Source organism: Ruegeria sp. BHSC037 (genome assembly GCF_059613045.1).
Genome location: NZ_JBXWRT010000011.1, coordinates 105,547 through 129,041, shown reverse-complemented (window position 1 = coordinate 129,041; position 23,495 = coordinate 105,547). Strand labels below are relative to the sequence as shown.

The 23,495-nt window shown below is 63.4% G+C and carries 24 protein-coding genes; 8 read left to right on the top strand and 16 right to left on the bottom strand.

The genetic code is table 11. The annotated features are described in order from the left end of the window. Window positions 1-4: 4 nt before the first annotated feature. The gene (locus tag AC2FMN_RS12450) at window positions 5-280 is read right to left on the bottom strand and encodes a DUF1467 family protein (protein ID WP_496681712.1); all 276 of its coding nucleotides are present in this window, start codon (window positions 278-280) and stop codon (window positions 5-7) included. Window positions 281-301: 21 nt separating this feature from the next. Beyond that, complete coding sequence (gene mce / locus AC2FMN_RS12445) at window positions 302-706, bottom strand: methylmalonyl-CoA epimerase (RefSeq protein WP_496681779.1); 405 nt, start codon at window positions 704-706, stop codon at window positions 302-304. Window positions 707-840: 134 nt separating this feature from the next. On the opposite strand from mce, the gene AC2FMN_RS12440 reads away from it, so the two are divergent. Then, window positions 841-1,560: a response regulator gene (locus AC2FMN_RS12440; protein ID WP_496688512.1), complete on the top strand. Its 720-nt coding sequence runs from the start codon at window positions 841-843 to the stop codon at window positions 1,558-1,560. A 279-nt stretch (window positions 1,561-1,839) separates the two neighbouring features. On the opposite strand, the gene aspS is transcribed toward AC2FMN_RS12440, so the two are convergent. Then, window positions 1,840-3,615, bottom strand: coding sequence for an aspartate--tRNA ligase (gene aspS / locus AC2FMN_RS12435; RefSeq protein ID WP_496681706.1), 1,776 nt, complete (start codon window positions 3,613-3,615; stop codon window positions 1,840-1,842). A 194-nt stretch (window positions 3,616-3,809) separates the two neighbouring features. Between aspS and AC2FMN_RS12430 the strand changes: the two genes are divergently transcribed. Continuing rightward, window positions 3,810-5,036 (top strand): class I SAM-dependent methyltransferase, encoded by a 1,227-nt coding sequence (locus AC2FMN_RS12430; RefSeq protein WP_496688511.1) that lies wholly within the window; start codon window positions 3,810-3,812, stop codon window positions 5,034-5,036. Between the two features lie 5 nt (window positions 5,037-5,041). On the opposite strand, the gene AC2FMN_RS12425 is transcribed toward AC2FMN_RS12430, so the two are convergent. The 3 genes from AC2FMN_RS12425 to AC2FMN_RS12415 are packed head-to-tail and all read right to left on the bottom strand — an operon-like array spanning window position 5,042 to window position 7,445. Further along, window positions 5,042-5,713, bottom strand: coding sequence for a CPBP family intramembrane glutamic endopeptidase (locus AC2FMN_RS12425; protein ID WP_496688509.1), 672 nt, complete (start codon window positions 5,711-5,713; stop codon window positions 5,042-5,044). Further along, window positions 5,710-6,357, bottom strand: a complete 648-nt coding sequence (locus tag AC2FMN_RS12420) for an aminotransferase class IV family protein (RefSeq protein WP_496688508.1) — start codon at window positions 6,355-6,357, stop codon at window positions 5,710-5,712. The genes AC2FMN_RS12425 and AC2FMN_RS12420 overlap by 4 nt, the downstream gene beginning before the upstream one ends. Next, window positions 6,312-7,445, bottom strand: a complete 1,134-nt coding sequence (locus AC2FMN_RS12415; RefSeq protein ID WP_496688506.1) for an aminodeoxychorismate synthase component I — start codon at window positions 7,443-7,445, stop codon at window positions 6,312-6,314. The genes AC2FMN_RS12420 and AC2FMN_RS12415 overlap by 46 nt, the downstream gene beginning before the upstream one ends. Before the next feature lie 172 nt (window positions 7,446-7,617). Between AC2FMN_RS12415 and carB the strand changes: the two genes are divergently transcribed. Then, on the top strand, window positions 7,618-10,971 hold the full coding sequence (gene carB, locus AC2FMN_RS12410; RefSeq protein WP_496688504.1) for a carbamoyl-phosphate synthase large subunit: 3,354 nt from the start codon (window positions 7,618-7,620) through the stop codon (window positions 10,969-10,971). Between the two features lie 105 nt (window positions 10,972-11,076). Here carB and AC2FMN_RS12405 read toward each other — a convergent pair whose 3' ends face one another. The 4 genes from AC2FMN_RS12405 to lepA all read right to left on the bottom strand — a co-directional run bounded on the left by AC2FMN_RS12405 (window position 11,077) and on the right by lepA (window position 14,934). After that, window positions 11,077-11,391 carry a hypothetical protein gene (locus tag AC2FMN_RS12405; protein ID WP_490360453.1) on the bottom strand — a complete coding sequence of 105 codons (315 nt, stop codon included), beginning with the start codon at window positions 11,389-11,391 and terminating at the stop codon, window positions 11,077-11,079. Window positions 11,392-11,507: 116 nt separating this feature from the next. Continuing rightward, complete coding sequence (locus AC2FMN_RS12400) at window positions 11,508-11,750, bottom strand: PA2433 domain-containing protein (RefSeq protein ID WP_496688502.1); 243 nt, start codon at window positions 11,748-11,750, stop codon at window positions 11,508-11,510. A 276-nt stretch (window positions 11,751-12,026) separates the two neighbouring features. Beyond that, window positions 12,027-12,596 carry a hypothetical protein gene (locus AC2FMN_RS12395; RefSeq protein ID WP_496688500.1) on the bottom strand — a complete coding sequence of 190 codons (570 nt, stop codon included), beginning with the start codon at window positions 12,594-12,596 and terminating at the stop codon, window positions 12,027-12,029. Between the two features lie 538 nt (window positions 12,597-13,134). Then, window positions 13,135-14,934: a translation elongation factor 4 gene (gene lepA, locus AC2FMN_RS12390; protein ID WP_496688498.1), complete on the bottom strand. Its 1,800-nt coding sequence runs from the start codon at window positions 14,932-14,934 to the stop codon at window positions 13,135-13,137. A 148-nt stretch (window positions 14,935-15,082) separates the two neighbouring features. Here lepA and AC2FMN_RS12385 point away from each other — a divergent pair, with 148 nt between their 5' ends. From AC2FMN_RS12385 to AC2FMN_RS12375, 3 genes are all read left to right on the top strand, one after another. Continuing rightward, complete coding sequence (locus AC2FMN_RS12385; protein ID WP_496688497.1) at window positions 15,083-16,129, top strand: Hint domain-containing protein; 1,047 nt, start codon at window positions 15,083-15,085, stop codon at window positions 16,127-16,129. Window positions 16,130-16,173: 44 nt separating this feature from the next. Then, complete coding sequence (locus AC2FMN_RS12380) at window positions 16,174-16,485, top strand: hypothetical protein (protein ID WP_496688495.1); 312 nt, start codon at window positions 16,174-16,176, stop codon at window positions 16,483-16,485. Between the two features lie 71 nt (window positions 16,486-16,556). Beyond that, window positions 16,557-17,510 (top strand): LysR family transcriptional regulator, encoded by a 954-nt coding sequence (locus tag AC2FMN_RS12375; protein WP_496681678.1) that lies wholly within the window; start codon window positions 16,557-16,559, stop codon window positions 17,508-17,510. Here AC2FMN_RS12375 and AC2FMN_RS12370 read toward each other — a convergent pair. Further along, a complete protein-coding gene (locus AC2FMN_RS12370) occupies window positions 17,507-17,950 on the bottom strand; it encodes a low molecular weight protein-tyrosine-phosphatase (protein ID WP_496688493.1) in 444 nt (147 codons plus the stop codon). The two genes, AC2FMN_RS12375 and AC2FMN_RS12370, sit on opposite strands and share 4 nt — an antisense overlap. Window positions 17,951-17,977: 27 nt before the next feature. On the opposite strand from AC2FMN_RS12370, the gene AC2FMN_RS12365 reads away from it, so the two are divergent. Beyond that, entirely contained in the window at window positions 17,978-18,673 is a 696-nt protein-coding gene (locus AC2FMN_RS12365) for an NAD-dependent deacylase (RefSeq protein ID WP_496688491.1), read from the top strand. 52 nt (window positions 18,674-18,725) lie between these two features. Then, a complete protein-coding gene (locus AC2FMN_RS12360) occupies window positions 18,726-19,334 on the top strand; it encodes an HdeD family acid-resistance protein (RefSeq protein WP_496681669.1) in 609 nt (202 codons plus the stop codon). A gap of 80 nt (window positions 19,335-19,414) precedes the next feature. Here AC2FMN_RS12360 and AC2FMN_RS12355 read toward each other — a convergent pair whose 3' ends face one another. From AC2FMN_RS12355 to meaB, 5 genes are all read right to left on the bottom strand, one after another. After that, window positions 19,415-19,882, bottom strand: a complete 468-nt coding sequence (locus tag AC2FMN_RS12355) for a copper chaperone PCu(A)C (RefSeq protein WP_496688489.1) — start codon at window positions 19,880-19,882, stop codon at window positions 19,415-19,417. Window positions 19,883-19,926: 44 nt separating this feature from the next. Then, window positions 19,927-20,316, bottom strand: a complete 390-nt coding sequence (locus tag AC2FMN_RS12350; RefSeq protein WP_496688488.1) for a hypothetical protein — start codon at window positions 20,314-20,316, stop codon at window positions 19,927-19,929. Window positions 20,317-20,750: 434 nt separating this feature from the next. Beyond that, window positions 20,751-21,038 carry a 50S ribosomal protein L28 gene (gene rpmB / locus AC2FMN_RS12345; protein ID WP_040634222.1) on the bottom strand — a complete coding sequence of 96 codons (288 nt, stop codon included), beginning with the start codon at window positions 21,036-21,038 and terminating at the stop codon, window positions 20,751-20,753. A 158-nt stretch (window positions 21,039-21,196) separates the two neighbouring features. Then, a complete protein-coding gene (locus AC2FMN_RS12340) occupies window positions 21,197-22,348 on the bottom strand; it encodes a Hint domain-containing protein (RefSeq protein ID WP_496688486.1) in 1,152 nt (383 codons plus the stop codon). 146 nt (window positions 22,349-22,494) lie between these two features. Beyond that, window positions 22,495-23,472 carry a methylmalonyl Co-A mutase-associated GTPase MeaB gene (gene meaB, locus AC2FMN_RS12335; protein ID WP_496688485.1) on the bottom strand — a complete coding sequence of 326 codons (978 nt, stop codon included), beginning with the start codon at window positions 23,470-23,472 and terminating at the stop codon, window positions 22,495-22,497. Between the last annotated feature and the right edge of the window lie 23 nt (window positions 23,473-23,495).

Genomic DNA, 23,495 nt, shown 5'->3' with positions numbered 1-23,495 from the left:
GGTGTCACTCGACGGGGTCAAGCTGGTTCAGCCAGTCAAAATCCCTGATCGAGATGACACCCGACACGATGATTCCGGCAATGATCGCCCACAAGACGATCGAAATTCCGGTGGTGATCCACAGTTTTTTCTTCATGTGGTGAACTTCCGGCGCGCCCGCATGGGTGCCCGGCACGATGTCGCCCAGATCTCCCTGCGTCTTGATGCGCACGGGCAATACGACCAACAGGGTCAGAAACCAGATGACGGCGAACAGAACCAGCGCGGCCGTAATGGTCATACAAGAACCTCCTTGCCCAGTTCAGACCTGCTCTAGTTCGACGAGGCAGCCGTTGAAATCCTTTGGGTGCAGGAACAGAACGGGCTTGCCATGCGCGCCGATTTTGGGCTCTCCGTTGCCCAGCACGCGGGCACCGGTCTCCTTCAGGTGATCGCGCGCGGCGATGATGTCCTCGACCTCGTAGCAGACGTGATGGATGCCACCCGAAGGGTTCTTTTCCAGAAACCCTTTGATGGGGCTATCTTCGCCCAGCGGGTACAGCAATTCGATCTTTGTGTTCGGCAATTCGATGAACACGACGGTAACTCCGTGATCGGGTTCGTCCTGCGGGTCGCCGACCTTGGCCCCCAGCGCGTTTCGATACTGCACCGAAGCGGCCTCGAGGTCGGGAACCGCGATTGCGACGTGGTTGAGGCGGCCGATCATGACATACTCCTTTGTTCGGGTCATCGACGGTTATGGGCGCTGCCCCTGCAAAGGGCAAGTGCGCCAAAACGCGCGTTAACCCTGTGTTATCCAGATCTTCCTAGCGTGAGGCATCTGCTGAAAGGAGTTCTGCCATGGACGATTCGGTGCCCTTCGCCGCATCCACCCCTGCTCCAAGCGCCGCACGGCCGTTGCTTGGGCAGACGATTCTGGTTGTCGAGGACAGCCGATATGCCTGCGACGCCCTGCGATTGATGTGCCTGCACAGCGGCGCCCGTATCCGGCGCGCGGACTGCCTCAGATCCGCCCGGCGGCATCTTCAGATCTACCGCCCCACCGTGATCATCGTGGACATGGGTCTGCCCGACGGCTCGGGGGCCGATCTGATCGCGGAACTCAACATCGCCAGCCCCCGCATCAGCGCCATTCTGGGCATGTCCGGTGACGACGGCGCGCAAGATCGGGCGTTACGGGCCGGGGCCGATGGCTTCATGACCAAGCCGCTGAAATCGCTGGCTCATTTTCAAACAACAATCCTCCAACTGCTGCCGGAGGACCGGCGCCCCGGCAACCTGCATGCAGTCCGCGACGAAGAAATCTCTCCGGATCCGATGGCCTATCAGGACGACATGGCTCACATTGCCGACCTTCTGACTGGGCCCGCCGATGACCGGACGCTGGACTATGCGGCGCAATTTCTGCGCGGCGTTGCGCGCGACGCCGGTGACTCCGTTCTGGCCGAAGCGGCGCAACAGCTGGCCATTTCACGCGTCAGAGGCGCCCCCGTAACGGTCCTGGCCGCCCGTGTCGCCGGTCTGGTGCAAAACCGCCTTGAACGGCGCGAGGCAATCTGAATGATCACTGCGTATTTCATCACCACCGCGTTGCTTTGCGCCTGGTGGTACCGACAGACCCGGCGGCAGGCGCGGTCCATACGGGTCAATCGACTGAATCAGCCCGGATGGCTGGATTGAAACTTTCGGTCTTGGGACCTTCGCCCTGCCGAAAGGGTCCGGGCCGAAACAATCGGCCCAGACCGGCCGCCCACGGCAAAACCTAACGGGCCCGCGGATACGTGCGCATCCGCTGAACCTGGTTTGGCCGCGTGAACAGAGAGGTGCGAGCGGGCCGGATCAATCCTGCGGAATGATGCGCAGGCCCAGTTCCATCAACTGATCCGAGGTCGGGTCCGACGGCGCCTGCATCATCAGATCTTCGGCGCGCTGGTTCATCGGGAACATCATGACCTCGCGGATGTTGGCCTCGTCGGCCAGCAGCATGACGATCCGGTCGATACCGGCGGCACAGCCCCCGTGCGGCGGGGCGCCATAGTGGAACGCGTTGAACAGCGCGCCAAAGCGGCTTTTGACCTCTTCCTCGCCGTAGCCGGCCAGTTCGAAGGCCTTGAGCATGATCTCGGGCTTGTGGTTGCGGATCGCGCCCGAGACCAGCTCATAGCCGTTGCAGGCCAGGTCGTATTGATAGCCCTTGACCTCAAGCGGGTCGCCTTGCAGCGCCTCCATGCCACCTTGCGGCATCGAGAACGGGTTGTGTTCGAAATCAATCTCGCCGGTTTCCTCGTCCTTTTCGTAGATCGGGAAATCCACGATCCAGGCAAAGGCGAAGCGGTCCTTGTCGGTCAGGCCCAGTTCCTCGCCGATGACGTCGCGCGCCTTGCCCGCGACCTTTTCGAAGGTCTTGGGCTTGCCGCCCAGGAAGAAGGCCGCGTCGCCTTTGCCCAGACCCAGTTGCTGACGGATAGCCTCGGTGCGTTCGGGGCCGATATTCTTGGCCAACGGGCCGGCCGCTTCCATTCCGTTCTCGCCCTCGCGCCAGAAGATGTAGCCCATGCCCGGCAGGCCCTCTTTCTGGGCAAAAGCGTTCATCCGGTCGCAGAATTTGCGGCTGCCGCCACCCGGCGCCGGGATCGCGCGGATCTCGGTGCCTTCCTGTTCCAGCAGCTTGGCGAAGATCGCGAAACCGGACCCCCGGAAATGGTCCGACACCACTTGCATCTTGATCGGGTTGCGCAGATCGGGCTTGTCGGTGCCATACCACAGCGCCGCGTCCTTGTAGGAAATCTGCGGCCAGACCTTGTCGACCTTCCGGCCATTGCCGAATTCCTCGAAGATACCCGTAAGCACCGGCTGGATCGTGTCGAACACGTCCTGCTGGGTGACGAAGGACATCTCGAGGTCGAGCTGGTAGAAATCGGTGGGCGAGCGGTCGGCGCGCGGGTCCTCGTCGCGGAAGCAAGGGGCGATCTGGAAATACTTGTCGAAGCCCGACACCATGATCAGCTGCTTGAACTGCTGCGGCGCCTGAGGCAACGCGTAGAACTTGCCCGGATGCAGGCGCGACGGAACCAGGAAGTCGCGCGCGCCCTCGGGGCTGGATGCGGTGATGATCGGAGTCTGGTATTCGCGGAAGCCCTGATCCCACATGCGGCGGCGCATGCTGGCGATCACGTCCGAGCGCAGTGCCATATTGCGCTGCATCGCCTCGCGGCGCAGGTCCAGGTAACGATAGCGCAGGCGCGTTTCCTCGGGGTATTCCTGATCTCCGAACACCATCAGCGGCAGTTCCTCGGCCGCGCCCAGCACTTCCAGTTCGCGGACATAGACCTCGATCTCGCCGGTGGGCAGCTTGGGGTTCACCAACTCGGGGTCGCGCGCCTTGACCGTGCCGTCGATGCGGATGCACCATTCTGAGCGCACTTTCTCCAACGCGCTGAATGCATCACTGTCGCCGTCGCACAGGACCTGGGTCACCCCATAGTGGTCACGCAGGTCAATGAACAGCACGCCGCCGTGATCTCGCACCCGGTGAACCCAGCCCGACAGGCGGACGGTTTCACCGACATTGGCGGCGGTCAGATCGGCGCAGGTGTGGCTGCGATAAGCGTGCATGGATGGTATCCCTTCGGGCGCTGAATTCGTCGCGCCGATACACCGCGATCACGTCGGGAAGTCAAGGGTTGGGGCGCGATGCGGGCCGGAATGCAGACAAATTCGAAAAAATCGCTATCTTTTGGACATGTGAACTTGAATAGTTTTCCCGGCACGCGGGAGCCAGGCCCCTTGAGCAAGGAGGTGTTCGGCCGATGTGGCAAACTGTTTTGGATCGCGTATTGCGGGGTTTCATCACCCGCGGAACTCTGCGGATCACCTATCCTGACGGGACGGCGCGCACCTATGGCGACGCCACGCAGCCCGAGGCGCATGTCACCCTGCATGACCCCGCATTGATGGCGCGCTTGGTGCGCAATCCCGAGATGGCTTTTGGCGAGGGCTACATGGACGGCACCCTTACCGTCGACGAAGGCGGCCTGGAAAGCGCCATGCGGATCGCGATTCGATGCGCGGCCAGCGGGTCATTGCCCCTGCTGCAGCAGATCCAGGACTGGGCCGGGTATCTGCTGAGACCGATCCTGCAGCGCAACTCGGTCCGCTCGGCGCGGCGCAACGTGGCGCATCACTATGACCTGTCCGACGACTTCTACCGGCTGATGCTGGACCCTGACATGCAGTACAGCTGCGCCTATTTCCAGCAGCCCTGGATGACTTTGGAACAGGCACAAGCCGCCAAAAAGGCGCATATCGCGCGCAAGCTGTGCCTTGAACCAGGAATGCGCGTACTGGACATCGGCTGCGGCTGGGGCGGTCTGGCCCTGACGCTGGCGCGTGACCACGGCGTGCAGGTGACCGGGCTGACCCTGTCGCAGAACCAGCACCGCACCGCGACCGCGCGAGTAAGGCAGGCCGGGCTAGCCGACCGCGTCGACATTCGGCTGATGGACTACCGGCAGATGCAGGATCAGTTCGACCGGATCGTCTCGGTCGGGATGCTGGAGCATGTGGGCGCGCCACAGCTGCGCACCTATTTCGACCGGGTCGCAGCCCTGTTGAAACCCGACGGTGTGGCGTTGATCCATTCCATCGGCCGCAACGGTCCGCCCACCGGCCAGTCGCCCTGGCTGAACAAATACATCTTCCCGGGCGGCTATGTCCCGTCGCTCGAGGAAATCGTCAAACCCGTGGCCCGCACCGGTCTGTGGTTTTTGGATGTCGAAAGCCTGCGGCTGCATTATGCCCTGACTCTGCGCGCCTGGCGCGACCGGTTCGAGAGCAACCTGGATCAGGTACGCGCGATGTATGACGACCGGTTCATCCGCATGTGGCGGTTCTACTTGACCGCCTGCATCCTGGTGTTCGAGGAGCGCGACCAGACCGTTTTCCAACTGCAACTGGGCCATCGCCGTGACGCGGTGCCGTTAACGCGGGACTATCTGTATCAGCCGGGTCAAGACATGCGCAACGCCGCCGAGTAAAGTCCCTAGAACGGGCGCTGCACGTTTCCGGAATAGAAGAATTCGCCCAGCCCGGCGGCAAAGATGATGTTGCCCGCGATCGCGTGCAGCAGCACCGCATAGAAGAACGACCCACGCTTTCGGTAGGCCCAGGAAAACAGCAGCCCGCCCGCGAATGTCATCGCGGCGACGATCCAGCTCCAATACATCAGATGGGCAAAGGCAAACAGCCCGGCGTTCAGCAACGGCAAGGCCGTGCCGTCAGGCAGAATCGCGTGATAGCGGCGATAGAACAGTGTGCGGAACAGCAGCTCTTGCGGAAGCGCCGACAGCAACGGATAGCCCAGCCAGATCACGACCAGAAATTCCGGCCGGTTCAGCAGCAGATAAAAGGCCGCATCTGGGCGCGTGGACATCACCAGGGCCGAACAGATCGCCGCCATTACCAAGGAGAACCCGATCACCTCGGCCCAGCGCCAGTTGCGCCAGCCATAGCGCAGCTCGGCCCAGGAAAAGCCCGGAGTGCGGTGCAGCAGGGCGATCCCGCCAGCGATGAAGAAGAACAGGGCCGGAAACATCCAGTCGGGTGGAAACAGAACCGCGATCAGCAAGGGGACCGCGACATAGAACGCCACGAATTCAGCCTTCAGGCGCAGGTTCGACACCTGCAATCCACGCGCAGAACTGCGGTCGCTCATGGCAATATCACTTGGGCCGGGATCAAACCGCGCAAGGAATTGCCCATCCAGACCCGGTGCGCGGCGGCCAGATCATGCAGGGTCAAGGTCGCCTCGACCGCGCGTCCGGTCTCAATCAGTTCCTCGCGCAGGATGCCCGGCAGCAGGCCCGCTGCAACCGGCGGTGTCAGCAGGCATCCGTTTTCCGTTTCGACGAACAGGTTGGTGATGGTGCCCTCGCACAGTTCATCCCGTTCATTCAGGAACAACAGCTCGTCCACGCCGTCGGGCAATTCCGCCCGCGCCTGATCATAGATCGCGCGGCGGGTGGTCTTGTAACGCAGCCAGATGTCCGAGGACATCAGCCGCGGCGTGGCGATGCCCACCGTCCAGCCCGGCGGGTTGTCCGCCAGAGGCCCCGTGGTGACCTCGGGCTTGCCGGTCATGTCCAGAGTCAACCGGCACCGCAGCGGGTCCGCGCCGGCCACGCCGGCCACCACCTCGCCCACACGCCGCACGTCGAACCGAACACCCAGCCAATCCGCCGTGCGCGCCATGCGCCGCAGGTGGCGCTCCAGCCGCACAAAGCCCTGCCCGGGCCGAAACGCAAAGGTTTCGATCAGACGGAAATCAGGCTCAGTTGGTGCGCGAACCGGGCTTTCCATAGCGCTTCCTCGTATTCCGACGCGGCAGTGCTGTCCCAGACGACGCCTCCGCCGACGTTCAGCGTGGCCCGATTGCCCTCGACCATCAAGGTCCGGATCGCGACGTTGAATTCCGACCGCCCATCCGGGGCGGCCCAGCCAATGGTGCCGCAATAGATGTCGCGCGGCCAGGGCTCCAGATCCGAAAGAATCTCCATCGCACGGATCTTGGGCGCCCCGGTGATCGAACCACAGGGAAACAGCGCCGTCAGGATGTCGGACAGCCCGGCCCCCACCTGCAGCCGCGCCTGCACCAGCGACACCATCTGATGCACGGTGGCGTAGGTCTCGACCTTGAACAGCTCAGGCACCTGAACGGTTCCCGGCAGCGCCACGCGGCTGATGTCATTGCGCAGCAGGTCCACGATCATCAGGTTCTCGGCCCGGTTCTTTTCGTCCGAGGACAGGAAATCACGCCGACGCGCATCCTCGGCCAGATCGGCGCTGCGCGGCTGGGTGCCCTTCATCGGCCGGGTCTCGATCATCCCGTCGGCATCGGTGCGGAAGAACAGCTCGGGCGAGCGGCTGAGCAGATCGGGCAGCCCGTCCTGCTGGACCAGCGCGCCATGGCCGACCGGCTGTCCGGCGGTCAGCGCGGCGTAGAGCGCGGCGCTGTCGCCCTCGGTTTCCAGGTCAATGGGAAATGTCAGGTTGGCCTGATAGATGTCCCCGGCCCCGATCGCATCATGCACGGCGCGGAAGGCTTCGGTATAGCGCGCCTCGCTCCAACGCGGCTGAAACGCAGTCAGCCCGGCTGCACCGGACGGCAGGTCGTGCACGCTCGGGCCATCGAATACCCCAAAGCACAACAGCGGCAATCGACGGTTCCCGGGCAGCCTTGCGGTCAGCTTCGGCTCGAGCGCATAACCCAACTCATAACTGGCATAACCGGCCAGCCAACCGCCCTTCGCGCGCGCGTCATCCAGCGCCGCCAAGGCATGGGGCACCTGCTCCGCCCGGTCGGCGCGGATCACTTGGGTAGGCCGGTCGAAACCTGTGCCCGGACCGGCGGGTCCCTGATCGAAACGAATGCGCAATTGCTTCCTCATCTACCGTTCCGCGGCATATAGAGAATACGGTGCCAAGGGAAAGGGGGGAAAGCGGCAATTTCGATTCCGTTTCCGATCCCCCTTGCACCTTTTGCCCGGGTCCCTATAACGCACGACAATTTGGGCGCTTGGGCGGCGCCAGCGACTCGTGCAAAATCGAAGGGACCAGGCCATGCCGAAGAGAACCGACATCCAGTCGATCATGATCATCGGGGCGGGGCCCATTGTCATCGGGCAAGCTTGCGAGTTCGACTATTCCGGCGCCCAGGCCTGCAAGGCCCTGCGCGAGGAAGGTTATCGGGTCATCCTGGTGAACTCGAACCCCGCCACGATCATGACCGACCCGGAACTGGCCGACGCCACATATATCGAGCCGATCACGCCCGAGGTCGTCGCCAAGATCATCGAAAAAGAACGCCCTGACGCCCTGCTGCCCACGATGGGAGGTCAGACCGGCCTGAACACCTCGCTGGCGCTGGAAGAGATGGGCATTCTGGAAAAATTCGGCGTCGAGATGATCGGGGCCAAGCGCGAGGCCATCGAGATGGCCGAGGACCGCAAGCTGTTCCGCGAGGCGATGGACCGCCTGGGCCTTGAAAACCCCAAGGCGACAATCATCACCGCTCCAAAAAAGGCCGATGGCTCTGCCGATCTGGATGCCGGCGTGCAGATGGCCTTGGACGAGCTGGAAAACATCGGCCTGCCCGCGATTATACGCCCCGCCTTTACACTGGGCGGCACCGGCGGTGGGGTGGCTTACAACCGCGAGGACTACATCCATTATTGCCGCTCGGGCATGGATGCCTCGCCCGTGAACCAGATCCTCGTCGACGAAAGCCTTCTGGGCTGGAAGGAATACGAGATGGAGGTGGTGCGCGACAGCGCCGACAACGCCATCATCGTATGTTCCATCGAAAACGTCGACCCGATGGGCGTGCATACCGGCGACTCGATCACCGTGGCCCCTGCCCTGACCCTGACCGACAAGGAATACCAGATCATGCGCAACGGCTCGATCGCCGTGCTGCGCGAGATCGGCGTGGAAACCGGCGGCTCGAACGTGCAATGGGCAGTGAACCCTGCCGACGGCCGCATGGTCGTGATCGAGATGAACCCGCGCGTGTCGCGCTCGTCGGCGCTGGCGTCCAAGGCCACCGGCTTCCCGATCGCCAAGATCGCGGCCAAGCTGGCGGTGGGCTACACGCTGGACGAATTGGACAATGACATCACCAAGGTCACCCCTGCCAGCTTTGAGCCGACCATCGACTATGTGGTCACCAAGATCCCGAAATTCGCCTTCGAGAAGTTCCCGGGCGCTGAACCCTACCTGACCACCGCGATGAAATCGGTGGGCGAGGCGATGTCGATTGGGCGCACGATCCACGAATCGATGCAAAAGGCGCTGGCTTCGATGGAATCGGGCCTGACCGGCTTTGACGAGGTCGAAATTCCGGGCCTGAGCATCGGCCCTTGGGGCGCTGTCGAAACCAGCGACGACAAGGCGCATGTTATCAAGGCGATCAGCCAGCAGACGCCGGACCGGCTGCGCACCATCGCGCAGGCGATGCGTCACGGGCTGTCGGATGACGAGATCCAGGCGGTCACCAAGTTCGATCCGTGGTTCCTCGCGCGCATCCGTGAGATCGTCGAGGCCGAACGTGACCTGCGCAAGAACGGCCTGCCGGTCACCGAAGAGGGCCTGCGCGCGGTCAAGATGCTGGGCTTTACCGATGCCCGTCTGGCCAAGCTGACCGGCCGCAACGAGGACAACGTGCGCCGCGCCCGTCACAACTTGGGCGTCAAGGCGGTGTTCAAGCGCATCGACACCTGCGCCGCCGAGTTCGAGGCGCAGACGCCCTACATGTATTCGACCTACGAGGCCCCCACGATGGGCGAAGTCGAATGCGAGGCGCGCCCCAGCGACCGCAAGAAGGTGGTCATCCTGGGCGGCGGCCCGAACCGGATCGGTCAGGGGATCGAGTTCGACTATTGCTGCTGTCACGCCTGTTTCGCACTGACGGATGCCGGGTATGAGACCATCATGGTCAACTGCAACCCCGAGACGGTTTCGACCGACTATGACACCTCGGACCGCCTGTATTTCGAGCCGCTGACCTTTGAACACGTCATGGAGATTCTGCGGGTCGAGCAGGAGAACGGCACGCTGCACGGCGTGATCGTGCAGTTCGGCGGCCAGACGCCGCTGAAGCTGGCCAACGCGCTGGAACAGGCCGGCATCCCGATCCTCGGAACCTCGCCGGACGCCATCGACCTGGCCGAGGACCGCGAGCGGTTCCAGGCGCTGGTCAACCAGTTGGGGCTGAAGCAACCCAAGAACGGTATCGCCTCGACCGACGCGCAAGCGCTGGAAATCGCCGAGGAGATCGGCTTCCCGCTGGTGATCCGCCCGTCCTACGTTCTGGGCGGCCGCGCGATGGAGATCGTGCGCGACATGGATCAGCTGAAGCGCTACATCAACGAGGCCGTTGTCGTCTCGGGCGACAGCCCGGTTCTGCTCGACAGCTACCTGGCCGGGGCGGTCGAGCTGGACGTGGACGCGCTGTGCGACGGCAAGGATGTGCATGTGGCCGGCATCATGCAGCATATCGAAGAGGCCGGCGTGCATTCCGGCGACTCGGCCTGTTCGCTGCCGCCCTACTCGCTGTCGACCGAGGTCATCGACGAGATCAAGGAGCAGACCTACAAGCTGGCCAAGGCGCTGAACGTGGTCGGCCTGATGAACGTGCAGTTCGCGATCAAGGATGGCGAGATCTACCTGATCGAGGTCAACCCGCGCGCCAGCCGCACCGTGCCCTTCGTGGCCAAGGCGACCGACAGCGCAATTGCCTCGATCGCCGCACGGGTTATGGCGGGCGAGCCGCTGTCGAACTTCCCGCAGCGCCCGCCCTACAAGGAGGGCCAAGACACCGAGATCGCCGACCAGATGACCCTGGCCGATCCAAACATGCCGTGGTTCTCGGTGAAAGAGGCAGTGCTGCCCTTTGCCCGTTTCCCCGGCGTCGATACCATCCTTGGCCCCGAGATGCGCTCGACCGGCGAGGTCATGGGCTGGGACCGCGACTTCCCCCGCGCCTTCCTCAAGGCGCAGCTGGGCGCCGGCATGGTGCTGCCGTCCAAGGGGCGGGCCTTCATTTCGATCAAGGATGCCGACAAGGGCGCGTTGATGCTGGAGGCGGCGAAGGTTCTGGTGGAACAGGGCTTCACGCTGGTCGCAACGCGCGGCACGCAGACCTGGCTGGACAGCCAGGGCGTGCCCTGTGACGTGGTCAACAAGGTCTATGAAGGCCGCCCCGACGTGGTGGACATGCTGAAGGACGGTCAGGTGCAGCTGGTGATGAACACCACCGAGGGCGCGCAGGCCATCGAGGACAGCAAGGCGATCCGCTCGATCGCTTTGTATGACAAGATTCCCTACTATACCACGGCCGCAGCCAGCCACGCCGCCGCGTTGGCCATCAAGGCGCAGGCCGAGGGCGATGTAGAAGTCAGGTCTCTGCAGGGCTGATACGCGCAAAGGGCAAAGCCCGATAGAACCACGCCGAACTGGTGCGCTCCGTGCGGCGGGGCGCCCTTTCCGCACCCGTGTCGCGCAGGTTGCGGCAAGGTGGGATCAGGCCCAGGCCAGGGCAGTGCCGATAATGACGAGGGTGATGCCCAGCCCCTCGCGGTAGGAAAAGGATTCGCCGAACAGAAAGAAAGAGGCGATGGCGATCAGCACAACCTCGGCCCCCAGAATGCCGGTATAGATGATGCCCAGCCGTTCGTCGCGCAGCGCGGCGAGTTCCAGCGTGGCGGCAGCCAGCAAGGTGGCGACGATCAGCAGCCCCAACCCGAGGCCGGGAAGTTTCCACCAGAACTTCATCGAGATCATGGCCACGGAATAGAGACCCGCCGATCCAAGCGCGATGATGGGGATCATGGACATGGGGCCTCCGCCGCTGGTTTCCGTGGGGTCAACCTTAGCAGGTGCGGATCAGCGGGGCTGTGAAGTGGCTCACATTGCGGGGAGGCCCCTCTCAGACTTGTCGACGGGTGGCAGGATCAGTTCAGGCCCAGCATTTCCTTGGCCTTGGCCAGCGTATCGACCGAGGCCTGGTGATCCCCGGCGTCGTGCAGTTGCTGGCCTTCGTTGCGCAGGGCCTCGACCTGCGCGACCTGCTCGTCGCTGAGCTCGGTCCCCGCCGCCAGCGCCGCGTCGATGGCGGCGATGTCGGTGGGGCATTGAGACGCGAAAGCGGGCACGGCGAACAGCCAGAGTGCGGATGCGATCGTCAGATGTTTCATCGGTGTATCCTCCCATGGTGAGAGGCGAAGTATATCACGAAACGCCCCCCGGCTCAGCGGACCTTGGTCGGGCGGAATCGCCACCGGCGACAAGCGCGGGTGTGGCGGTCGGTCAGCAGAGATGAGGGCCGCGGCCGACCTGAACGGGCGTAGCCCCCGGGCGAAAACCCTCCACCCGATTTGCCGGCGGCAAACCTCTGGCACTGAATAGGGCCGGGTCGGCGCGGCCCGGGGATTGCGCCGCGCCGCGTTCCGTGAGTTGGTTGCTGAACGCAGTCAGTTCTTTCCAATGCCAATCCCGACGCCAACACCCAGACCTCCGACACTGGCGCCCACACCAGCGCTGATACCCCCGCCGTCGACGCTTGCCTCGGCATCGACACCGATACCGCCCGATCCGCCGCCGTTAGATCCACCGCCGTTAGATCCTCCGCCGCCTGATCCTCCACCGTTGGATCCACTGCCGCCCGATCCCCCGCCGTTAGATCCACCGGCGCCAGAACGACTTGAGCCGCGACTACTGGTGTTCCTCTGCGAATTGCCATTGCCGCTTGCCGACCCGCTGGCGGTGGCGTAAGTCGTTTCGGTCACTCTGTCACGTGGCTTCAACTCATCTCTGATGATTGCGCCAGTTTTTCCGTTGATAACGGTCTCACGAACATAGTCAGTGTTGTAAGAAACAATGATCATCCGCCCCGTCCAGTGCTTGCGCATGCTGGCAACCACAAACCCATCGGAGCGAACCTGCTCAATGACCGGAATTACAACTTCAGAACTTGCCTTGGCAGGCTCCGCCACCCCCAGAGACAATACCAATGCGATACTTGCAACAGACGCCTTCCACATAGTAGTCTTCCTTTCCTTCTGAAATAGTGAGGAGCCTACTGAGCTGACGCCCATAATTGGCGGGACGCCCCGGCGCATGTGCGCCTTGCGGTCTGACGGACAGGCTATTTCCTGCCCGGGTAACCGAAGATGACACCAGTGAGGCATCAAAACCTCCTTTGGCCTAAAATTCCGGCCATATAGCGAGAGGTTTTGCCTGCCTGGGAACGTCATCTCCACTCCTCCGGTAGCAGTACTCAGGAACGCACGCAAAAGTGGTATTTCAAAGGTATCTTTTTGCCGATTTTGCCACAAGTGTTGACCGCCTGTTAATCCAGACCCAAAAATATCAACGGAAGAGTCCAGTCACGAACTGACAGCGACACCTCTGGTTCAGGCTTTGGTTCGCGTTCGATCTTGCAATCAAAGAAAATAGAAATTTTCCAGCCGAAAACAGCCAATAATAGCACGTCGCCAAGAACTTCCGACCGACCGAAAGGGGAACGATCGGATGGCTAAACCAACCACTGCCGTTCATCGTCACTGAAGATGGACAGCCTCAGCTGTCCATCTTCAACGCTGAAATAAACGCCTCCTGCGGGATATCAACCTTCCCGAACTGGCGCATCTTCTTCTTGCCGGCCTTCTGCTTTTCCAGCAGCTTCCGTTTCCGCGTCGCATCGCCGCCATAACACTTCGCGGTCACGTCCTTGCGAAGGGCGGATAGGGTCTCGCGCGCGATGACCTTGCCGCCGATGGCCGCCTGGATCGGGATCTTGAACATGTGGCGCGGGATCAGCTCTTTCAGCTTTTCGCACATGGCGCGGCCGCGGGTCTCGGCGCGGTCGCGGTGGACCATGACCGACAGCGCGTCCACCGGCTCGTCATTCACCAGGATCGACATCTTGACCAGGTTGTCCTGCCGGTAGCCGGTCATCTGGTAGTCGAAGCTGGCATAGCCCTTGGTCACCGATTTCAGGCGGTCGTAGAAGTCGAAGACGACCTCGTTCAGCGGCAGGTCATAGACGACCATGGCGCGCTGCCCCGCATAGGTCAGGTCCATCTGGATACCGCGGCGGTCCTGGCAGAGTTTCAGCACGTCGCCCAGGTATTCGTCGGGCACAAGGATGGTGGCCTTGATGCGTGGCTCTTCCAGGTGGTCGACCTTGGACATGTCGGGCATGTCGGCGGGGTTGTGCAGCTCGATCATCTCGCCGTCTTTCATGTAGACGTGATAGATCACGCTGGGCGCGGTGGTGATGAGCTCGATATCGTATTCGCGTTCGATGCGGTCGCGGATGACCTCGAGGTGCAGCAGGCCCAGGAAGCCGCAGCGGAAGCCAAAGCCCAGCGCGGCCGAGGTTTCCATCTCGAAAGAGAAGCTGGCGTCGTTGAGGGCCAGTTTCTCGATCGCGTCGCGCAGGTCTTCGAATTCGGCGCTGTCCACGGGGAAGAGGCCGCAGAACACCACCGGCTGCGCGGGTTTGAAGCCCGGCAGCGGGGTTTCGGCACCGTTGCGGTCATTGGTGATGGTGTCACCCACACGGGTGTCGCGCACCTGCTTGATCGAGGCGGTGAGAAAGCCGATCTCACCCGGGCCCAAGCTGTCGACCATCTGCATCTCGGGGCGGAAGACGCCGACGCGGTCGACATGGTGCAGGGTGCCGTTCGACATGAATTTGACCCGCATCCCCTTTTTCAGAACGCCGTCCATGATGCGGACCAGGACGATCACGCCGAGGTAGGAGTCGTACCAGCTGTCGACCAGCATCGCCTTGAGCGGCGCGTCGCGCTCGCCCTTGGGCGCGGGCAGCTTGTGCACGATCGCCTCGAGCGTTTCGTGGATGCCCTGCCCCGTCTTGGCGCTGACCTGAATGGCGTCGGTGGCGTCGATGCCGATCACGTCCTCGATCTGTTCGGCGACGCGGTCGCAATCGGAGGCCGGCAGGTCGATCTTGTTCAGCACCGGCACGATCTCGTGGTCGGCGTCGATGGCCTGATAGACATTGGCCAGCGTCTGCGCCTCGACCCCTTGCGTCGAGTCAACCACCAGCAAAGAGCCTTCGACCGCGCGCATCGAGCGGCTGACCTCGTAGGCGAAGTCCACGTGGCCGGGGGTGTCGATCAGGTTCAGCACATACTTTTCGCCATTGTCGGCGGTATAGTCGATGCGGACCGTGTTGGCCTTGATGGTGATGCCGCGTTCGCGCTCGATATCCATGCTGTCGAGCAGCTGTTCCTTCATGTCACGATCCTGCACCGTTCCGGTCTCTTGGATGAGCCGGTCGGCAAGGGTGGATTTGCCATGGTCGATATGCGCGACGATGGAGAAATTGCGGATATGAGCGAGGTCTGTCATGAAGGGGGATATGTCCGCAGATTGTCACCTCGTCAAGCAGGGAAGCGCAGGGTAGAAGGGGTCAGGAGCGACTTTGGCAACCGGCGTTTACCCGTTGTTGGGACTGACAGGCGAAGCTGCGGCACCGGGAGAGGCGTGAAGGCAGGACATGGCGGACTATTCTATCTACGTTTTGGGCGAGTCGCAGATGACCATCTCGGGCGGCGAACAGTTGGACGGCGTCACCCAGGGGGACGGCTCGCACCTGGTGGGACAGACGATCACCTTCAACACGGTCAACCCGACCGAAATATTCATCACCGATGCCGGCGCCGACACCGATTTCCGCGACAATGACGGCAACCAGCGGCTGAACGGCGACCAGACCATCGACGGGACCTTGTATTCCAACGGCACGCGGGTCGAGGCCGAATACGGCATCACCCTGACCGACGGGACCAATACCTGGCAGGCGGTCGGGTTCAACGTGAACAACTCATCGCCCAGCTTTGCCACTGTCGAGGGGTTGGCCTTCATCGGCGGGCCCGGAAGTTTTCCGCCCGCGGGCGTCCCGCTGACGGTGATCAGCGCCCAGGAAGGACCCAATTTCGACTCCAGCGCCTATGTCACCCCGATCTGCTATGCGCCCGGCACCCTGATCGAGACCGAGCGCGGCCAGATCGCGGTCGAGAATCTTGCCGTGGGCGACCGGGTTTGGACGCTGGATCACGGGTTTCAGCCGGTGCAGTGGGTCGGTCGGCAGAGCGTGATCGCCGCCGGACGGTTCCGCATGGTAACGATACCAGCGGGAACCTTGGACAATACGGCTCCGCTGTGCGTGTCGCAGCAGCACCGGCTTTTGGTTGCGCATCCGTCGGTTGAGTTAATGTTCGGGATGGATCAGGTTTTCGTGCCGGCCATCAGCCTTGTCGACGCGGGCGCTGCTGCGCTGTCGCCGGCCCTCACGGTGACGTATCACCATTTCATGCTGGACCGGCACGCCATCGTACGCGCCAACGGCGCCCTTTCCGAAAGCCTGCTGGTATCGGCGGCGCAGTCGGGCACGCCAGATGCGCTGTTCTTCCCTGACCTCGATGGGGCTGCGCGCATGGCAATTGCCCGGCCTGCTCTGACCCGTCGCGAAGGCGCGACGCTGATGCATGAGATGATGCGTGTTGATCGGGATCGAGGTTTGATTCATACTGCGCGCAGCTGAGAGAGGCGCAAGACCTCTCCGGGCAGGCAAAGCGAGGCATGAGCATGAAACACTTCCTATTGATTGCGGTTTGCGCATCGACGCTGACGGCGGTGGCGCCGGCCATGTCCGACGCGGCGCAGATCAAACGGGCCTGTCTGGCGTCGGACCGCACCGCCGCGACACGGCAACGGTGCAACTGCATCCAGAGCGTCGCCGACCAGGTGCTGACCCGCAGCGACCAAAAAACCATCGCCAAATGGTTTACCGACCCGAACCAGGCGCAGGCAATCAAAATGTCGAAAAGCGCCCGCGACGATGCTTTGTGGGAACGGTATCAGGCCTTTGGGCAGGTCGCTCAGGCCAGTTGCAGCTAGGAGGGCAACGGGCCAGTGCTTGACCTGACCTGTGCCGAACCGCAGGAATGGCGCAGCGAAAGGTGTGTTGCATGGGAATGAAGGGGCTGACCCTGCGTGGGCTGGAAGTATTTGCGGCCCTTGCGCGGACCGGTTCGGTGGCGCAGGCCGCCGAGATCACGGGGCTCAGCCAGCCGTCGGTCAGCCAGCAGTTGCGCAATCTGGAAAAGGCGTTAGGCACCGATCTGGTCGATCACGGCCGCCGCCCCATGCGCCTGACACCCGCCGGGCGCAGCTTTCTGGCCCGGGCCGAGGCGGTTCTGGCCGAGCTGCAGATGGCCCAAAGCGAGCTTTCGGTCATGGACCTGGGCCATTTGACAACCCTGTCGATTGGGCTGATCGACGATTTCGACAATGACCTGACCCCTCGCCTGGCCACGCTTCTGGCCGAGCGTCTGACCCGGTCGCGGTTCAAGTTGATCACCCTGTCCAGCCTGGATCTGTTCCGCGCGCTCGAAGACCAGAGCCTGCACATGGCCGTATCGGCTCACAGCGGCGAGGTTCTGGAGGACGTGGTCGAATATCCGCTGGTGCAGGACCCGTTCATCCTTGTGGCGCCCAACGGCAGCGCTGTGGACGAGGAAGCCCTGCGATCCCTTCCGTTTTTGCGCTATGCGCGCGAACAGTTGATCAGCCGCCAGATCGAAAGCCATCTGGCCCGCGCGCAGCTTGAGTTCGAGGACCGGTTCGAGATCGGCTCGCACCTGGCGCTGATGGCGATGGTCGCGCGCGGGCTGGGCTGGGCGATCACCACGCCGCTGGGCTACATGCGGGCCGCCCGGTTCCATGACGGGCTCGAGGTGCACCCCGCCCCGTTCGGCGCTGCGTCGCGCAGGATTTCCCTGTTCACCCGGTCCGACTGGTCCGATCAGGTCCCGCGCGAGGTGGCCGGCATGACCCGCCACCTGATGCAGAGCCAGATGATCGACCCTTGCCTGACCCGCCTGCCCTGGCTGTCCGGGCAGTTCAGGGTGATCGGCGGTTAGGTGTCCAGATACGCGATCAGCCCGTCGACGGCGGTTTCAATCAGATCCAGCGCGCCGTCGAAGTCGCGCGTATAGTACGGATCGGGCACATGATCGGCACCGGTCTGGGCCGCGAAATCGGTCAGCAGGCGCACCGGGGTTGCGTTGCCCACCGGGCGAAGCGCTTCGATCTTGGCGATGTTGCCGTCATCCATCCCGACGATCAGGTCGAACCGGTCGAAATCGGCGGCAATGAACTGTCGCGCGCGTAGGTCACTCAGGTTCAGCCCACGGGCACGGGCTGCGCGCTGCATTGGGACATAGGGCGGATCGCCCACATGCCAGTCCGACGTGCCGGCGCTGTCGGCGGCGTGGTGGTGCGCGCGGGCGCGGAAAACGCCCTCAGCGGCGGGCGAGCGGCAGATATTGCCGAGGCAGACAAACAGGATACGCTGTGACATGACTCGGGTGTAGCGCGCGGAGGGCGGATGGGAAAGATCGTGATTTTGACCGGGGCCGGGATTTCGGCTGAAAGCGGGTTGGGCACTTTTCGCGACGAAAGCGGGCTGTGGGCGCAACACCGGATCGAGGACGTGGCCACCCCCGAGGGCTTTGCCCGCGACCCCGCGCTGGTTCACGCCTTCTACAACGCGCGCAGGGTGCAGGCGGCGCAGGCACAGCCGAACGCGGCCCACCGGGCACTGGCCCGGCTGCAGCGCGACTGGCCCGGCGAGGTGGTGATCGTGACGCAGAACGTGGATGGCCTGCACGAAGCCGGGGGCGCGACCGGTGTGATCCACATGCACGGCACGTTGGCGGGCGCGCTCTGCGCGGCCTGTGGCCACCGCTGGCCCGCCCCGGCCGAAATGGCTGTGGATGAATCCTGCCCCGCCTGCGCCGGTCTGACCGCGCGGCCCGATATCGTCTGGTTCGGCGAGATGCCGTATTTCATGGATCAGATCTATGGCCACCTGGCGCAGGCCGATATCTTCGCGGCCATCGGCACCTCGGGACAGGTCTACCCGGCCGCGGCCTTCGTGCACGAGGCGATCGCCGCCGGCGCGCGAACGGTCGAGCTGAACCTGGAGCCCTCGGCAGGCGTATCCAGTTTCGACGAGACCCTGTTCGGACCGGCAACGCAGGTGGTGCCGCACTGGGTCGATCTCCTGTTGGCTCAGAGGTGACTTGAGGCCGCCCCGCAGGCTATGCTGAACCAAACCAGACAGGGAGTTTGCAATGACCGAACCGGACAGGCCGCAGGGCGAGGTCTTGGATGACGGCGCGCTGGATGGGCGTGCAGCGCTAGGGGAAACCCTTGCTGACCTGTGGTGGACCTTCCTGTTGCGCGGGTTGCTGGCGGGGGCGGTGGGCATCGCGGCGCTGTTCTGGCCTACCGGCAGCATCGCGCTGCTGCTGCGGCTGGTGGGTGTTCTGCTGATCCTCGATGGCGGGCTGACGCTGCTGGGCTTTGGCCGGCGCGGGTTGATCGGCGGTGCGGGTTTCGGCGCGGTGCTGATCGGGCTGGTCCTGCTGATCTGGCCCGAGGGCACCGCCAGACTGGCGTTCTTCCTGCTGGGGGCCTGGGCGCTGATCATCGGCATCGGGTCGCTGATGTCGCTGGGTCAGATGCACCCGCTGGACCCCGAGCGAGCCACGGTACGCAACTCGGGCCTTGTGGCGCTGGTGATCGGGCTGGTGCTGATCTTCTGGCCCGGCAGCGGGCTGGTGGCATTGGGCTGGGCCATCGCCTTTTCCGCGCTGGCTTTCGCCGCGGTCATGCTGTTCATGGCGGCCCGGTTCAAGCGCGCGGGCGATCGGGTGACCATCCGCACCGTCAACAGATAGGTCCTACGCAAACAGGCCGGGCATTGCCCGGCCTGACGCACGGATGACGGCCGCAGCGCGGCCAGAAGACAGGCGTGCCGTCAGTTCGAATGCTTCATGTGACCGTCCTGGCGCTCGAGATCGACTGGGATCTCGACCTGCACCTCGCCGGCCTGCTCGAACACCAGAGTGACCGGAATTTTCGCACCCTGCTCGAACGGCTTTTTGATCCCCATGAACATCACGTGGTCGCCGCCACGTTGCAGCATGTGGGCTTCGCCGGCCGGGATGGCAAAGCCTTCCTCGACCTGCATCATCTTGGCGACGCCGTTCTCGTCGATCTTGTGCGTGTGCAGCTCGACCCGCGCGGCGACGTCCGACTGGGCCGAAACCAACCGGTCATCGGTGTCGCCGGTGTTCTTGATCATCATGAATGCCGCACCGGCCTTGGCGTTCATGCCCGAGGATCGGGCATAAGCATCCTCGACCGAGATGATGCTGTCGGCAAAAGCGGCGGTGGACAAGACGGTAGCAGCCAAAGTTGCCAGAAAAGTGGATTGGAAGCGCATTTGGGCCTCTCCTTGAAACGTGTCTGAATGTTTTGGAAACGATCTCAGACGCGGATCGGAGGCCCCCTGGCCGATTGACCGTGGACCAGCGCGACCACCAAATCAGAGGTTCCGCGCAGCGGGCCGGGCTGGACCCGATCCGGTGCAAGAGGATGCGGTAGCTGGTCGGCAAACACCGCCCCCAGAAGACTGAGAGCATAGTCCGGGCAATAATGCGGCGCCTTGGTCGGCTGGCCGTTTTCGTCCATGTAGACCACGACCGGCCCCGTGCCGGTACACAGCACCATCTGCCCCACGGCCCTGTCCATGCCGCGCGAGGCGGCAACGCTCTGTGCTGTCAGCGCAAGAAGCAGCGACAGGGCAATCGGCAGGATCGTACGCAGGGTCCGGGTCATCTCGCCCGAGGTATAGGCGCGATCGAGGAAATCCGACAAGGGGATTGACCCGCCTGAGACAGTTTGGCGCTGCAAAAAAACGGGGCGGCCAAAAAATGGGCTGCCCCGTGTCCAGTTGTCAGGGAGGTCAGAAAAAATCGCGGTCGTCGCGCTGGGTCGTCAGGCCTGTGTGCAGGCGGTTCACCCGCCGTTGCATCCGGGTGCAAATGGATACCGACTCGACCAGAATTGTCGAAAGGACTGAAAGAAATTTGGAGGTTTTCGCAGACATCTCATCGCTCCGCCGCTGCAATACGTACATGCTTAAGAAGATTCTCGCGCATTGTATGTGAACAATTTCACCGTTTGACGCGAAATTGTTTGGCGTCAAGGATGCGCGCCCGCGAAGGCCCAAACCCGTACAAAGATGTCTGCGCAACGAAGAGCCCCCGCGCCAACAGGCACGGGGGCTAAAAACAAGACCTGTGGGGAAATCAGGCCGAGGCTTGTGCCTTGGCGATTTCCTTCTTCACTTTCAGTGCGTTCGGGGACAGATCCTCATCCTTGGCCTTGGCCAGGAAGGCGTCCAGACCACCGCGGTGGTCGACCGAGCGCAGGGCAGCCGCCGAGATGCGCAGCTTGACGCCGCGACCCAGCGTTTCCGACTGCAGGGTCACGTCGTTCAGGTTGGGCAGAAAGCGACGCTTGGTTTTGTTGTTGGCGTGGCTGACATTGTTGCCAGTCATCGGGCCTTTTCCGGTCAGTTCGCAACGGCGCGACATGGTTTCATCCTTTGTTTCTGGTGGGCCGGGCTGCTGCACGCGGCCAAATCACAAGGGGCGCAACCCGAAGTCGCGCCCGAAAACTGGTTGGATGCGTTTAGTGGGAATCGCTTCAAGGGTCAAGACGGGTAGCGCGAAATCTTTGCTCCCCCTCCCGATCATGTCCCCGCACCCCAGTTTTCGGCCAGCAACGGTTTTGCGTTGCGCAGGTGCCGCGCGATTAATCGGGCCTGCTGGCGCCCGCGTGGAATGGTGCGGGCCGGGTTCGACACGTGAACCCCGCCTGCCAATTGCGGAAAGATGGCGAGGATCTCTTCTCGCGCTTTCGCGCCCAGCGACCGCAGCGCCTCGGGGCCGGTGAACAGGCTTTCAGTTGGAGCGCCCTCGGCAAACACGATTCGGTGCTGGTCGAACAGCAGGTGGAAATACTCCACCCCCGGAATGGCGTCATCGACGAAGATGCCCGGCAGCGCCGTCAGCCTGATGGCGGGGATCAACACCTGATCCTGCCCGAACATGCGCCGCGCGATGGGGGACTGGACCAGCATCCGGTGCTGCCGAGACACCAGCAGATCGCGCGCAGGCAGCCCGGCCCCAAGCGCACCGGCAAGGATCCGCACCGGGGCCAGCTTGGGGTTTGCCCGGATTTCGGTCGCGCTGAACGCGCGACATCCGATCCAGCGGATCGGCTGGTCGCCGCCCGAATCGGTCCGGACCAGCTGCCCAAGGCGCAGGTTCTGGATGGGCACCGGACCATGCGGTGTCAGGATGCGCGCGCCACGGGTGAAACAGGGGACGCCGGATCCTTTTTCGAACTGCGAATAGGTGATCGTCTGGCCGGATGGCAGGGCGAAGGATCCGCTGGTCAGAGAATAGCTGGTGCCATCGACGACAGTGAACGTGCCAAAGCTGCTGTCGGTGACGACCGTCCCGGCCGGCAAGTTGAGCGTATCGCTACCCGACCCGCCCTGGATGTCGCCGGACACCGAGGTTGCCTGCAGCGTCAACGTGTCATTGCCACTGCCGAGGCGAATGTTGCCGATGGTCGAACCTTGCACCGTCACGGTGTCGTCGTCGGCACCGGCGGTCAGGCGACCGCCAATGGCGCTGTTGACGATCATCAGCGTGTCGATCCCGGCATTGCCGCGCACCGAACCGGAAATCGTACTGTTGGAAACGGTCACGACATCATTGCCGCCACGCGCGCGAATGCCGTCGATCGGGCTGCCTTGCGGAGAGCCGTTCAGCGTGCCGCTGTCATTGCTGACATCGATATTGTCGTTGCCATTCGTCCCGTTGATATTGGGCATGGTCGGCCCGTCCCGTCGCGTTTGCCCGTCCTGCGTGCAAGATATGGCGCCCTGTCCAATGCAGCCGGCCGGCCTCGGTTTTCGCGTTCAGGCTACATGACAACACGCTGCTGCACAAAGCTTTCGTTGCCGCGCCCACAGGGCGCCTAGATCTGCGCAAGTGCCTGCAACATCCGTTCAGCCGCGGCCGAGGGGCTGAGCCGCCCTGCCCCGACCTCGGCGCCCAGCCGATCCATCTCGGACCGGGCCCGCGGGGTCTCCAGCTTGGCGAGCAGGGCGTGACGCACCTCTTGGTCGAACCAATAGCGGGCCTGTTCGGCGCGGTTGGCATCCCAATGCCCGTTCTGTTTGCGCCAGTCGGCCACGGCCTGCATCTCGGCCCAGGCCTGGTCTAGGCCGCGCTCCTCGACCGCCGAGACTGTCATCGCCTTGGGAAATCCCTCGGGGTCCTGCGGGCGTTTACGCAGCAGGCGCAGCGCCCCGGCATAATCGGCGCAGGTGCGGGTAGCGGTGGCTTTCAGGTCGCCGTCGGCCTTGTTCACAAGGATCATGTCGGCCATCTCCATGATGCCCCGCTTGACGCCCTGCAATTCGTCCCCGCCGGCCGGGGCCAACAACAGAAGGAACAGGTCAGACATTTCCGACACCACGGTCTCCGACTGGCCCACGCCCACCGTTTCGATCAGCACCACGTCGAACCCGGCCGCCTCGCACAGGGCGATGGCCTCGCGCGTGCGGCGGGCGACGCCGCCTAGGTGGCTCTGGCTGGGTGAGGGGCGGATGAAGGCGTTCGGCTCGCGGCTGAGGCGTTCCATCCGGGTCTTGTCGCCTAGGATCGAGCCGCCGGACCGGGCCGAGCTGGGATCGACCGCCAGAACCGCCACCCGCAGTCCCTGCCCGATCAGCATCATGCCGAAACTCTCGATGAAGGTGGATTTGCCTACCCCCGGCGTTCCCGACAGGCCGATGCGCAGCGCCTGCCGCCCGGCGCCCGACAGCGCATTGATCAGCTGCGCCGTCTGGGCGCGGTGATCGGCGCGGGTGCTTTCGACAAGGGTGATCGCGCGGGCCAGCGCCCGGCGGTCGCCTTTGAGGATCCTGTCGGCAAGCTCGGCTGTGGTCATGGGCGGGGTCCTTCGTCGAAATC

Excerpts from the sequence above, each read along its gene's own strand:
- AC2FMN_RS12450 (WP_496681712.1), bottom strand. The coding sequence starts at position 280 with ATGACCATTACGGCCGCGCTGGTTCTGTTCGCCGTCATCTGGTTTCTG.
- mce (WP_496681779.1), bottom strand. The coding sequence starts at position 706 with ATGATCGGCCGCCTCAACCACGTCGCAATCGCGGTTCCCGACCTCGAG.
- AC2FMN_RS12440 (WP_496688512.1), top strand. The coding sequence starts at position 841 with ATGGACGATTCGGTGCCCTTCGCCGCATCCACCCCTGCTCCAAGCGCC.
- aspS (WP_496681706.1), bottom strand. The coding sequence starts at position 3,615 with ATGCACGCTTATCGCAGCCACACCTGCGCCGATCTGACCGCCGCCAAT.
- AC2FMN_RS12430 (WP_496688511.1), top strand. The coding sequence starts at position 3,810 with ATGTGGCAAACTGTTTTGGATCGCGTATTGCGGGGTTTCATCACCCGC.
- AC2FMN_RS12425 (WP_496688509.1), bottom strand. The coding sequence starts at position 5,713 with ATGAGCGACCGCAGTTCTGCGCGTGGATTGCAGGTGTCGAACCTGCGC.
- AC2FMN_RS12420 (WP_496688508.1), bottom strand. The coding sequence starts at position 6,357 with ATGGAAAGCCCGGTTCGCGCACCAACTGAGCCTGATTTCCGTCTGATC.
- AC2FMN_RS12415 (WP_496688506.1), bottom strand. The coding sequence starts at position 7,445 with ATGAGGAAGCAATTGCGCATTCGTTTCGATCAGGGACCCGCCGGTCCG.
- carB (WP_496688504.1), top strand. The coding sequence starts at position 7,618 with ATGCCGAAGAGAACCGACATCCAGTCGATCATGATCATCGGGGCGGGG.
- AC2FMN_RS12405 (WP_490360453.1), bottom strand. The coding sequence starts at position 11,391 with ATGTCCATGATCCCCATCATCGCGCTTGGATCGGCGGGTCTCTATTCC.
- AC2FMN_RS12400 (WP_496688502.1), bottom strand. The coding sequence starts at position 11,750 with ATGAAACATCTGACGATCGCATCCGCACTCTGGCTGTTCGCCGTGCCC.
- AC2FMN_RS12395 (WP_496688500.1), bottom strand. The coding sequence starts at position 12,596 with ATGTGGAAGGCGTCTGTTGCAAGTATCGCATTGGTATTGTCTCTGGGG.
- lepA (WP_496688498.1), bottom strand. The coding sequence starts at position 14,934 with ATGACAGACCTCGCTCATATCCGCAATTTCTCCATCGTCGCGCATATC.
- AC2FMN_RS12385 (WP_496688497.1), top strand. The coding sequence starts at position 15,083 with ATGGCGGACTATTCTATCTACGTTTTGGGCGAGTCGCAGATGACCATC.
- AC2FMN_RS12380 (WP_496688495.1), top strand. The coding sequence starts at position 16,174 with ATGAAACACTTCCTATTGATTGCGGTTTGCGCATCGACGCTGACGGCG.
- AC2FMN_RS12375 (WP_496681678.1), top strand. The coding sequence starts at position 16,557 with ATGGGAATGAAGGGGCTGACCCTGCGTGGGCTGGAAGTATTTGCGGCC.
- AC2FMN_RS12370 (WP_496688493.1), bottom strand. The coding sequence starts at position 17,950 with ATGTCACAGCGTATCCTGTTTGTCTGCCTCGGCAATATCTGCCGCTCG.
- AC2FMN_RS12365 (WP_496688491.1), top strand. The coding sequence starts at position 17,978 with ATGGGAAAGATCGTGATTTTGACCGGGGCCGGGATTTCGGCTGAAAGC.
- AC2FMN_RS12360 (WP_496681669.1), top strand. The coding sequence starts at position 18,726 with ATGACCGAACCGGACAGGCCGCAGGGCGAGGTCTTGGATGACGGCGCG.
- AC2FMN_RS12355 (WP_496688489.1), bottom strand. The coding sequence starts at position 19,882 with ATGCGCTTCCAATCCACTTTTCTGGCAACTTTGGCTGCTACCGTCTTG.
- rpmB (WP_040634222.1), bottom strand. The coding sequence starts at position 21,038 with ATGTCGCGCCGTTGCGAACTGACCGGAAAAGGCCCGATGACTGGCAAC.
- AC2FMN_RS12340 (WP_496688486.1), bottom strand. The coding sequence starts at position 22,348 with ATGCCCAATATCAACGGGACGAATGGCAACGACAATATCGATGTCAGC.
- meaB (WP_496688485.1), bottom strand. The coding sequence starts at position 23,472 with ATGACCACAGCCGAGCTTGCCGACAGGATCCTCAAAGGCGACCGCCGG.